General features: G+C 74.3%; 8 protein-coding genes. 2 read left to right on the top strand and 6 right to left on the bottom strand.

Annotated elements, in window-relative coordinates:
* The first annotated feature begins 32 nt into the window (after nt 1-32).
* Both ACZ5OX_RS00205 and ACZ5OX_RS00200 read left to right on the top strand, forming a co-directional pair.
* Nucleotides 33-1,607 carry an AMP-binding protein gene (locus tag ACZ5OX_RS00205; RefSeq protein ID WP_465627758.1) on the top strand — a complete coding sequence of 525 codons (1,575 nt, stop codon included), beginning with the start codon at nt 33-35 and terminating at the stop codon, nt 1,605-1,607.
* A 61-nt stretch (nt 1,608-1,668) separates the two neighbouring features.
* A complete protein-coding gene (locus ACZ5OX_RS00200) occupies nt 1,669-3,018 on the top strand; it encodes a condensation domain-containing protein (RefSeq protein WP_465627756.1) in 1,350 nt (449 codons plus the stop codon).
* 115 nt (nt 3,019-3,133) lie between these two features.
* On the opposite strand, the gene ACZ5OX_RS00195 is transcribed toward ACZ5OX_RS00200, so the two are convergent.
* From ACZ5OX_RS00195 to ddaH, 6 genes are all read right to left on the bottom strand, one after another.
* Nucleotides 3,134-5,185, bottom strand: a complete 2,052-nt coding sequence (locus tag ACZ5OX_RS00195; protein WP_465627754.1) for an AfsR/SARP family transcriptional regulator — start codon at nt 5,183-5,185, stop codon at nt 3,134-3,136.
* Nucleotides 5,186-5,217: 32 nt separating this feature from the next.
* Complete coding sequence (locus tag ACZ5OX_RS00190; RefSeq protein WP_465627752.1) at nt 5,218-6,564, bottom strand: lysine N(6)-hydroxylase/L-ornithine N(5)-oxygenase family protein; 1,347 nt, start codon at nt 6,562-6,564, stop codon at nt 5,218-5,220.
* Between the two features lie 73 nt (nt 6,565-6,637).
* Nucleotides 6,638-8,629 (bottom strand): FAD-dependent oxidoreductase, encoded by a 1,992-nt coding sequence (locus ACZ5OX_RS00185; RefSeq protein ID WP_465627750.1) that lies wholly within the window; start codon nt 8,627-8,629, stop codon nt 6,638-6,640.
* A 37-nt stretch (nt 8,630-8,666) separates the two neighbouring features.
* Nucleotides 8,667-10,259, bottom strand: a complete 1,593-nt coding sequence (locus tag ACZ5OX_RS00180; RefSeq protein ID WP_465627748.1) for a methionine--tRNA ligase — start codon at nt 10,257-10,259, stop codon at nt 8,667-8,669.
* A complete protein-coding gene (locus ACZ5OX_RS00175; RefSeq protein WP_392874953.1) occupies nt 10,256-10,624 on the bottom strand; it encodes a cupin domain-containing protein in 369 nt (122 codons plus the stop codon). Before ACZ5OX_RS00175 ends, ACZ5OX_RS00180 begins: the two co-directional genes overlap by 4 nt.
* Before the next feature lie 67 nt (nt 10,625-10,691).
* The gene (gene ddaH, locus ACZ5OX_RS00170; RefSeq protein WP_449792556.1) at nt 10,692-11,558 is read right to left on the bottom strand and encodes a dimethylargininase; all 867 of its coding nucleotides are present in this window, start codon (nt 11,556-11,558) and stop codon (nt 10,692-10,694) included.
* Nucleotides 11,559-11,686 lie beyond the last annotated feature (128 nt).

Below are 11,686 nucleotides of genomic sequence, written 5' to 3'. Positions count from 1 at the left end.
CCGACCAGCGACTCCTCCGAAAGGGAGGCACCATGACGACCCGTTCCCTCTACGACTGGTTCCGCGCCTCGGCCGAGGCGAATCCGGACGCCTCGGCCCTCGAGGTGCTCGACGTCACCCTCAGCTACGCCGAACTGCGGGCCGCCGCCGAGTGGATGTCGGCCCGGATGGTCGAGGCGGCGGGCGGCCGGCCCGGCCGGGTGGGCCTGCTCACCTCGCGCACCGCGGTCAGCTACGTCGCCTACCTGGCGGCGCAGCGGCTCGGCGCGACCGTCGTGCCGCTGAACCCCGCCGCACCGGCGTCGCGCAACCTGGACATCACCGAGGAGGGCGGGCTCAGCCTCACGGTGTTCGACGACAACGCGGGCGACGGCGCGGCCGAGTACCGGAGCGACTGCGCAGTGGCGCTGCTCGACATGACGGGCGACAAGTGGCGCCCCCTGCTCGCCCCCGAGCCCTCGGACGACATCCCGGACCAGGGCCACCCGGCGGAGACCGACACCGCGTACATCATCTTCACCAGCGGGACCACCGGCCGGCCCAAGGGCGTGCCCATCCGGTACGCCAGCATCAACGCGTTCCTCACGGACACCATCGCGCGCTACGAACTCGGCCCCGGCTGCCGGGTCTCGCAGTCCTTCGAGATGTCCTTCGACGGATCGGTGTCCGAGATCTTCGCCACCTGGGGCTCAGGAGCGACCCTCTGCGTGGCGCAGCACGGCGACGTGTTCACCCCGGTGCGGTTCATCAACGCCAAGCGGATCACCCACTGGATGTCGGTGCCGTCCGTCATCTCCTTCGCCAAGCGCCTGCGCGCGCTCGCCCCCGGGAGCATGCCGACGCTGCGGCGGGCCATGTTCGGCGGGGAACGGCTCGCCTTCGACCAGGCCGAGGCCTGGTCCGCCGCGGCGCCGAACGCGGTCATCAGCAACTGCTACGGCCCGACCGAGACCACGATCGTCATCACCGGGTACGCGGTGCCGCGGGATCGGGCCGACTGGCCGGAGACCACCGGCCGGTCCCTCCCGATCGGGATCCCGAACCCGCACATGGACTGGCTCCTGCTGGACGAGGACCTCCGGCCCACCGACGACGGGGAGCTGTGCGTACGGGGACCCCAGCGCTTCCCCGGCTACCTGGACCCGGACGACAACGTCGGGCGCTTCGTCCGCATGGAGCCGGGCCCGGACGGCGGCCCGCGGCGCGGCCGCCTCCACGACGGACGGGAGCCGCTCACGCCGGAGCACTACTACCGCACCGGCGACCGGTGCCGGCTCGAGCACGGCGAACTGTTCCACCTCGGGCGGATCGACGGACAGGTCAAGATCCGCGGCAACCGGATCGAACTCGGCGAGATCGAGACGGCGCTGCGCTGCCACCTGTCGATCGACGAGGCCATCGTCCTCGTCGTGCCGGCCGCGGACGGCGAGAACGAGCTGCGCACCGTGTACACGGGCAAGGAGGTCCCGGCGGAGGAGTTCGCCGAGCTGGTCTCCGCCCTGCCCCGCTACATGCGTCCGCGGAGCTACCACCACCGCGACTCGCTCCCGCTGACCACCGTCGGGAAGGTGGACCGCAAGCGGCTCACCGAAGAGTTGGCGCACTGACGTGCGTCCGGTGCCCGACCCGGCCGGTCGTACGGGCCGCCCAGTGACCGAGGAGACGAGCGTGACCGCCAGATCCCTGACCATCCCGGCGACGGCCCAGCAGGCAGCCAGGTGGCGCGCCCTGCGGACCGCCAGGGACAGGTCCGTGTACCACGTCACCTGGCGTCTGGGGTGCGCCGGCCGCGTCGACTTCGACGCGCTCGCCGCCGCCTGGCAGGTCGTGACGAACCGTCACGAGAGCCTGCGCTCCCGGTTCGAGGAGCTCGACGGCGAGCTGAAGATGATCACCGAGCCGACCGTGGACGCCGTCGCGCAGCTGATCGAGCCGGACGCGCCGGAGGCCGGCCGGGCCGCGGAGGAGTTCGCGCGCGTCGCCGCGGAACTGCACCTGCGGGAGTTCCACCTGGAGGCGGGCCCCGTGGGCCGGCTGGCCCTGGTCAGGATCGGCGCCCAGGAGGAGATCATCCTGACGATCCATCACATCGCGGTGGACGGCTGGGGGATGACCGTCCTGTTCGAGGAGCTCTCCGCCGCGTACGTGAGCCTGACCCGGGGCGAGAAGCCGTTCTTCGCCCACGACGCCGTCAGTTTCCACGAGTACGCCGAGAAGCTGCGCGCCGAGGAGGCGAAGGGCCGATGGCGGCGGACCATCGACCACTGGCGCACGGCGCTCGACGGGGTCACCCTCGGCACGGTCGCCCACGACCGTGAACTCGGCCGGCCCACGGCGGTCGGGGATCCCGGCACGACCGTGCGCTACCGGTTCAGCGAGCGGGCCGACGCGGCGCGTTCGGCACTGGCCCAGGAACTCGGCGCCACCCCGTTCGCCGTGATGCTGGCCGCCTGGCAGATCGTCCTGGCGCGGGGCGGGGTACGCGAGTCGACCATCGGGGTCCGCAGCATGAACCGGACCACCCGCAGCGAGCTGGCACTGGTCGGACTCGTCAGCAACGCCTGCCTGGTCCGTGCCACGGTCGACGACGGGGCGTCGATCCGTGAGGTGATCGGGGCGGCGCGGGACGCGACCTGGGACGTGCTGGGCCGCCAGGGCGTGCCGTTCCCGGTCGTGCACGCGAACCTCCCGGAGGAGACCCGGTCCCGTCTGACCAACGTCAAGCTGACCCTCAACTACCTCGGGCCGATCGGTCGCAACCTCAGCCTCGGCGACGTCCGCCTGACCATGCTGGAGACGCCGAACCGCGCCGCCCGCGCCGACATGGTCGTCGGCTACTGGGACGGCGAGGACGGGATCCTCTCCGAGACCGAGTACAACACCGAGGCGTACGAGGAGGAGACCGTGCTGCGGATGCTGCGCGACATGGACGAGGTCCTGGTCGCGGCCGGGGAGGACCTGGACCGGCCGGTGGGCGGCGTACGGGTGCGGACCCGGTCCGCGCTCGCCGCGTGGTAGGCCCTTCCCCCGCGACCCCTCCCGGACGGAAGGGCCTCCACGGAGGAGGCCGGGACGGAAGGGGCCCGGACGGCTGTCACCCGTCCGGGCCCCTTCCCCGCCGGCCGTGGCCGGCCTAGGACGCCGCGCGTGCCGAGCGGGACCCGTTCGCGCTCAACACGTACCGCGCTCCGCCGAGCGGCTCGGCCTGGGCCCCGGTCCGGTCGCGCGGGACCAGGGCCGTGAGCCTCGCCCTCGCCTGGTCCCTTGCGGCGCCGGCGTCGTGGTCGACGACGCGCCGGACGGCCTCGGCGTCCTCGTGCTCCGAGCCCGCGATGTGGTCCGAGGCCGCGATCTCCCGCGCCAGCGCCCGGACGCTCTGCGGAGCCCGGTAGCGGTCGATCGCCAGCGACTCGAGGAGCCCGACGTCGACGAGCCGTTCGGCGACCCGGTGGGCCTCGCCCTCGGCCCTGCCGAGAAGCACGGCCAGCGCCGCGACGGTGACGACGGCCCGGTCGAGGAAGCCCAGTCGGCGCAGCGCCGTCAGCGCCGACGCGTCCGTCCCGCCGGACCGGTGGCTCCCGTCGGCCCCGTCGCTCCCGTCGGCTCCGTCGGCCCCGTCGGTCAGGAGGCGGACGCTCGCCATCAGCGACTCCCGCAGGCTGACGTTGCCGTCGGCCAGGAAGTCGAGCCGCTGGTGCGGCTCGGCCACGTACCGGGCGAAGTCCGCGACCGTCCAGTCGGGCCGGGTCGCGAGCCGGTCCGCGGCGAGCCGCAGCGCGAAGGGCAGGTGGTCGCAGGACTCGACCAGTGAGGCGGCGGCGGAGAGTTCCGCGTCGATGCGCGGCACGCCGACGCTCTGCCTGAGCAGGTCGATCGAGGCGGACTCGGTCAGCCCTCCCAGGCGCAGATGTGTGAGGCCGTCCACCCCCGCGATGGGCGACCGGCTGGTGATGAGGAACGTGATGCCGGGCGCCGCCGGGAGCAGCTCCCGGATCTGCGCGGAGTCCCGGACGTTGTCGAGCACGACCAGGGCCCGGCGCCCGGCCGGACCGGACCCGGTGCGCAGCGCTGCCGCCTCCTCGCTGCCCCGCTCCATCCCGAAGGAGGCCAGCATCAGCTCCATCGCCTGCTCGGGCCGCAGCGCGCGGGTGCCCGCCGTGCCCCGCAGGTCCAGGTGGACCTGCCCGCCGGGGAAGTCGCCCGCCGCGGCGTGCGCGGCCTCGACGGCCAGTGCGCTCTTGCCCGACCCGGCCGGCCCGTGGATCGCGACCGCCGGGCGTCCCTCGGCCAGGAGCCCGACCAGCTCGTCGAGTTCGGCCGTCCGGCCGACGAACGGCACGCGCCGGCGCGGGAGCAGGCGCGGCGCAGCCTCCGCGGCCGCCGCCGGCCCGCCGGGAGCGGCCGCCGTCACCGTCACCTCGTGGCGGGCGGCCCGGTCGTTGAGGCTCGGATCCTCCTCCAGGATGCGCTGCTGGAGCTCGCGCAGCGGCCGGCTCGGGTCGATGCCCAACTCGTCCGCGAGCAGGTGGTGCAGGTCCCGGTACACCCCCAGCGCCTCGGCCTGCTGCCCGGTCCGGTACAGCGCCGTCATCAGGTACTCGTGGAGCCGTTCCCGCAACGGGTGCTGGGCGACCAGGAGTTTGAGCTCGGGCAGTACGTCCTCGTGTTCCCCGAGGGCGATCTGGACGCCGAGCTTCGCCTCCATCACCGCCAGCCGGGACTCCTCCAGGCGCGCGGACTCGGCCATGATCGAGGAGGTGAGGGCGACGTCGGCGAGGGGAGCGCCCCGCCAGAGGTCGAGCGCGGCACTGAAGGAGCTCAGGGCCTCGACCGGGTTCCCCGCGGCGCGCTGGGTGCGGCCGGCGGCGACCAGCGACTCGTACTCGTGCAGGTCGAGTCCGCCGGCCGGCACGGCCAGTTGGTACCCGGCGGGGCGGGTGAGGAGAACCTTTCCCTCCGGGTCGCCGATGGCGGCGCGCAGCCGCCACACACAGCCGGCGAGCAGGCTGCCCACGTGGCTCGACGGCCCGTCGCTCCACAGTTCCGCGTGCAACTGCGGTGCGGGTACCAGATGGTTGGCGTTCAGGAGCAGGACGGCCAGGAGCGCACGCTGCTTGGCGGCCTTGACGGCGACCCAGTTCTCCCCGTCGTGGTGCTCGACCGGCCCCAGGATGCGGAACTTCACAGGTTGTTGACGCATCGTTCGGCTCGCGTCCATCAGGCCGGGACGGTGACCGAGGCGTGGCGGCGGGCGACCAGCGAGGCCCGGATCTCGCCGGCCCGGACGGCGACCATGGACAGCAGGTTCGCGGTGATGCCGTGGGTGTGTTCCGTGCCGCCCTGCAGGTAGAAGCCCGTCTCGACGGTCTCGTCGGTGTCGATCCGGTAGTCGCGGTGGACCAGCGGCCGGCCGCTCTCGTCGCGCCGGCAGCTCCCGGCCAGGGCGCCGAGCAGCACGGTGGGGTCGGGCTCGGTGTAGCCGGTGGCGTACACGACGGCGTCGGCGGTCAGCTGCTCCACGGATCCGTCCGCCAGGTTCCGCACGTGGACGGTCACGGCCTCGGCCCCGTCCTCGACGTGCGTGACCCGGGCGGTGCCCATGATGCGCAGCCGGTTCTCGCCCCGGACCTTCTCCTGGTAGGCGCGCCGGTACAGCTCGTCGATGAGGTCGATGTCGACCACGCCGTAGTTGGTGTTGCGGTGGTAGTCCATGAGCCGGCGGCGCACCGAGGGGTCCGCGCGGTGGTAGAGGTCCACCGCCTCCGGGTCGAAGATGCGGTTGGCGTACGGGCTGTCGTCCGCCGGGCTGTAGCCGTAGCGGGAGAGCACGGCGCAGACCTCGGCCCCCTCGTAGGTGCGGTGGAGGTGGTCGGCGACCTCGGCGGCGCTCTGCCCGGCGCCGACCACGACGAAGCGGCGCGGCGCCGTGGCCGGGAACTCCGCGAGGCGGTGCAGGAACTCGCTGGAGTGCCAGACCCGTGCGGAGCGCGCGACGCCCTCGGGCATGCAGGGGACGAGACCCGTGCCGATCGAGAGGTTGCGGGCCCGGTAGGTGACCCGCTCGGTGCCGTCGACGCCCCGCGCGGTCACCTCGACCTCGCGGACCGGGCCGTGTTCCGTACCGCCGCCGACCGGGGCGACGGCGGTGACCTCCAGGCCGTAGCGCACCATGTGGTCCACGCCGGCGGCGCTCCAGCGCAGGTAGTCGTGGAACTCCTCGCGGCTCGGGAAGAGCAGCTTGTGGTTGATGAAGTCCACCAGCCGGCCCTGGTCGTGCAGGTACGACACGAAGCTGAAGCGGCTGCTCGGGTTGCGCATCGTCGCGAGGTCCTTGAGGAAGGACACCTGCATGGTGGCGCCCTCGATGAGCATGCCGCGGTGCCAGCCGAAGGACGGCTGCTTCTCCAGGAAGGCGGCGGTCAGCCGCTGGTCGGGGGCGACGGTCTCGTTGTGTTCCTCGATGGCGATCGCCAGGGCGAGGTTGGCCGGGCCGAAGCCCACGCCCACGATGTCGTGGACGGAGTCCGGCCGGTCGAGTTCGGACAGGGAGCTCAGGAAGGTCATCGTCGAACGTCTCTCGCTCGCGAAGCCCCGGCGAGAGGGCTTCTGGTGTGGGGGGAGGGGAAGGACGCAGGGGTCAGCCGAGCGCCGCGAGGGCGTGGGCGGCGGCCGACTCCGCCACCGCGGGAGCGGTCTTGAAGCCGGCACCGGAGCCGCCGGTGGCGAACACGACGCGGGGCGCGGACGGGTCCGGGCCGATCAGCGGGCGGCCGTCGGCCGTGAACAGGTCGACACCGTGGCGCCCGCCGAGGAACTCGGCCCGCGCGAGCCCGGGCCAGCGCCGTACGGCACCTTCGCGGATGTGCTCGGCCTGGGCGGCGGTGACGGTGTCCGCGCCGCCGGGCGGGACGTCCCACTCGTCCGCCGGGCGGCCCACCAGCCAGCCGCCCGCGCCGAGCCCGGTGTGCTGGGGGCGCGCCCACAGCCCCGTGACGAGGTCCACCACCGTCGGCGTGGCCGGGTTCCCGGGGAGCCGGAAGAAGGCGTAGCGGATGCGCTTGGTGCGCGGGTGCCCGGCGGGCGCGTCCGCCGTCGCCGTGAGGCCGTGTCCGCGGATCCACGGGGTGCCGGCGCCGGCCGCGAGGACCACGGCGCGGGCGCCGACCTCGCCCTGTTCCAGGGTGACGTGGACGTGGTCCGGCCGCTGGTCCAGGTGCCGGACCCGGCCGGGCAGGACGAAGGCCCCGTGCGCGGCGGCGTCCCGGCGGTGCCGCAGGCAGGTGGCGGCCGGGTCGGCGTAGCCGCCGCCCGGTTCCCACACCGCGCCGGCCACGTCCCGGGTACGGAGCCCGGGGAAGCGGTCGTCGAGTTCGCGCGGGGTGAGGAGGGCGGCCTCGATCCCGGCGCCGGTGAGCTCGGCCACGCCCTTCGCGGCCTCGTCCAGGTCCGCCTCGCCGAGCAGGACCAGGGAACCCGTCCGCCGGAAGCCGCTCGGGCCGTGCGGGGCGGCGCCTTCGCGCCAGGCCGACCGGTGGCTGCGCACGGCGAGTTCGCGCATGGCCGGGTCCGGTTCGTAGGCCCGGACGAGCCCGCCCGAGTACCGGGTCGCCGCCGGGTCCTCGGGGGACGGGGCCGTCATGGCGACGCGCAGGCCCTGGCGGGCCAGGAGGTCGGCGGTGGCGGCGCCGAGGACGCCGGCCCCGACGACCAGCACGTCGTAGGCCTTGCCGTCGTTCCCGGCGCCGTTCCCGGCACCGTGCCGGGCCGCCGTGGGCCGGGTGGGCGGGTCCAGCGGGACCACCTCCCAGCCGGGGCCGCTCGTGCCGGCCGCGCTCGGTTCCGGGTCCCCCTGGGGGGTGAAGCGGCGGTCCGCGTGGGCGCGCACGGCGTCCAGGAGCGCCGTCCCGGTGAGTTCCGGCCGTGCGGTGAGGACGGCGGCGGCGGTGGCGAGGGCCGACTCGACGTAGGCGGCGGCGCCGCCGCGCAGCCGGGCCACGCTCGCCGCGTGGCCCGCGTCCCCGAGGAGCCCGGGGAACTCGTCGACCGCGCAGTCGTCGGTGAAGTACAGGGCCCCCGTGAAGCCCGCCGCCCGCCGGGCACGGGCCTCGCGCGCGGCGCCCACGTGGGTGCCGCAGACGACGAGCGCGTCGGCGCCGCCCGCGTCCACGAGCCGCACACCGTCGGCGGGCAGGCCGCGCAGGAGCTGGGCGAGGACCGCGCCGTAGGTGCTGCCGTCGTCCGCCACCGCGAGGCGGGTGTGCCCCGCCCGGCGGATCGCGGAGCGCAGTTCGACGAGCTGGGCCAGGTCGTCCGGGCACCACCGCAGCGCGGCGCCGGCCGGCCCGTCGAGCAGGCGCGGCGCGGTCGCGAGCGGGAGCAGGAGCGGCACGCCCGCGCAGCGGTAGACCGGGAGGGCGAGCCGGGCACCGGCGCTGTTGAAGTGGCCGACGACCAGGGCGTGGCCGCCGTCGGCGACGATCGTCTCGGCGACCTTGCGGGCGACGATCGCGTCGCCCCGGTCGTCGTGGAACTCCCACCGCACGCCGTCGTGCGCCGCCGCGGCGCCTTCGAGCAGCTCGCCCCAGGCGGCGCGCGGACCGGAGAACGGGCCGACGACCGCGACGCGCACGGTGCCCGTTCCCCGGTCGTCGGCCGTGGTGCCCGCCTCAGCCACCGAACACCGCCGAGTCGGGCACGGCGAGCGGGGTGCCGGCCGGAGGGGCGGCCATCGCCGCCGCGTCCACCCGGCGGCCCGCCGGGACACCGAGGAGTTCCGCCAGGCGGGCCGAGGCCGCGGGCAGGACCGGGGCGGCCCAGGCCGCGAGGCCGACGGCGACCGCGAGCTGGGCGACGACGGCCGAGCGGTGGGCGGCCGCGCCCTCGGGGCGGTCCCGCTCGTGGCTGTGGACGTGCCCGAAGTCCGTCGCGAGCGCGACGGCCTCGTCGAGCAGGGCGACCGCGCGGCGGGTGTCGTAACCCGCCACCCCGTAGGCCTCCCGCAGGTCGTCGGCCAGACGGGCCAGCCGGCCCCGCAGCCGCTCCCAGGCCGCTCCCTGCGGGCGCTCCCGGGGCACGACGCCGCCGAAGTCCTCGGCCACCGTGGTCAGCAGGCCGTGCAGCCAGCCGTCCCAGGCGTCGGCGAGGTGCTGCCGGCTGCGTTCGAGCGCCGCCGGGGTGAAGTTGGTCTGACGGCCGTTGGGGCGGTCCGAGAGGACGTGGTAGCGCAGGACGTCCGCGCTGGTGCGGGCGAGTTCGTCCCGGGCCCAGACGGCGTGGCCGCGGCTGGTGGAGAACTTCAGCCCCTCCAGTCGGTAGAACTCGTTGACGACGAAGGCGCGGGGCAGCGGCGCGTCCGCGGAGCGGGCCAGGAAGGCGGCCGGGTTCAGCACGGCGTGGAAGTAGCCGTTGTCGAAGCCGAAGAACTGCACGGGGCCGGGGGCCGGGCGGCCGGTGTCGCACTGCTCCCACTCGACGAGGTACCCCGGGGCCATCTCGAACCAGACGTACACCCGCTGGTCCCGGAAGCCCTCGACGGGAACCGGCACGCCCCAGTCGGAGGGGTGGCTCACGGCGATCTCGGGCAGCCCCTCGTGCAGCATCCGCTCGCACAGCGCGCGCAGGTGCGGCGGCATGTCGACGCGCTGCCAGAAGTCCTGGAGCCGTTCGGCGAACGGGGCGAGCGGGAAGTAGAGCCGCTCGCAGTCGCGCAGTTCGGCGGGGGAGCCGCAGCCGGTGCAGACGGGGTCGCGCAGATCGCCGCAGTCGTTGGGGCGGCCGCACGGCTCGCAGGCGTTGCCGTTGGAGGCGGAGCCGCAGTGCGGGCAGTCCCCCTTGACGTAGGCCTCGTACAGCCAGCGCTCGCAGCCGGTGCAGTACGGCAGCGGGCGGGTGCGCGCGACGATGTGGCCGGCGTCGTGGAGCTCCTTGAAGAAGTCCTGGACGTGGGCCTGGTAGCCGGCGGTGCGGCGCGGGCGGACGACCGTGTCGAAGTCCGCGTGGGCCAGGGACCAGACCTCCTCGATGGAGTCGCCGTAGTGGTCGGCGACCTCCTCGCCCTTGAGGCCGCCGTCCTTCAGCCCGCGCACCGGCACGTAGCTCTGGTGGTCGTCGAGGCCGGTGGTGTAGCGGACGTCGACGCCGTCGGCGGTCAGGAAGCGGCGCAGCACGTCCCCCGCGAGGTAGGGGCCCGCCAGGTGCCCCAGGTGCAGGGGGCCGTTGGGGGTGGGCGGCGTGGCGGTGATCCACTCGGTGGTGCTCATGCGGAGGCCTCCTCGGCCTTGGCCGGCTCGTGCAGCGGCCAGTAGAAGGAGACCCACTGGAGCTCCGCGTCGCCCGTGCTGTGCACCACGTGCTCCTGGTTGCGGGGCAGCACCACCACGTCGCCGGCGCCGCAGGACGTCTCCTCGCCGGCGAGGGTGACCCGGCCGGTTCCGGACACCACGATCATGACCTCGTCCTGGTCGTGGCAGTCCGGTGCGGAGCTGCTGCCGGCCGGCAGGAAGCAGGCCATGGCACCGACCGGCGGCTCCTCCCCGGCGGCACCGGGCCAGGGGATGATCCGCTGGCAGCGCATGCCGAACTCCTCGGCGGCGGAGTTCCGGTCGATGCGGATTTTCGTGATCAACGGTCGGGTCCTCTCACAACGTGCGGGCGGTGATTCGGTGTTCGGGTCTCAGACGCTGGAGAGCACGTCAGCCGCGCAGTTCCAAGGTGCAGCACTTGGCGCCGCCGCCGGCCTTGAGCAGCTCGGGCAGGTCGATGCCGATGGGCTCGAAACCCCTCGTGCGGAGCTCCTCGGCGAGGTGGGTCGCGGCGCTCGGCAGCAGGACGTGCCGGCCGTCGCTGAAGGCGTTCAGCCCGAACACCTCGGCGTCCGCCTCGGTCGCGATGACCGCGTCCGGGAAGAGTTCGCGCAGTACGGCCTGGCTGCCGGCGGAGAACGCCCCGGGGAAGTACATGACCTCCTCGTCGGACAGCACCGCGAGCGCGGTGTCGAGGTGGTAGAAGCGGGGGTCCACCAGGGTGAGCCCGGTGACGGGGACGCCGAAGAACTCCTGCGCCTCGAAGTGCGAGCGGAGGTCGCTGCGGAACCCGGTGCCGGCCAGCAGGCGGCGTCCGGCCAGCAGGTAGTCGCCCTCGCCCTCGTTGATGAACTCCGGCCAGTGGACGTCGGTGTAGCCCTGCTCGCGGAACCACTCCAGGTAGGCGGGGCCCTCCGCGGTGCGCTCCATGTGGCGGAAGCGCGCGCCGAGGACCTTGCCGTCGACCATGGTGGCCCCGTTGGCCGCGAAGACCATGTCGGGCAGTCCGGGGATCGGCTCGATGAGTTCGACGGTGTGGCCGAGGTCCCGGTAGAGGTCGCGCAGCCGCTCCCACTGGACGAGCGCGCTCCCGGCGTCCGACGGCTTCTCGGGGTGCATCCACGGGTTGATGGAGTAGGTGACGTCGAAGTACCGGGGGGCGCACATCAGGATCCGCTTGGGCTTCGCGGTCCGCCGCGGCCGCGGCGCGATCGATCCGGGTCGGTCGGAGGGGGCGATGGAGTCCGAGTACGGCATGGTTGTTTCCCTTTGCGTAGACGAGAACCGGCCCACCGGAGGCCCGCGGGAGGCGCACCGGGTGATGGGCGCGAGGCAGCGCCGCGGCGGTGCGGTCGGCACCGGCGCGTCTGCGGGGGCGAGGAGGG

The organism is Kitasatospora sp. NPDC032121 (genome assembly GCF_055580145.1).
Note: the sequence above shows the minus strand (reverse complement) of the source record. Positions and strands in the feature narration are given on the sequence as shown.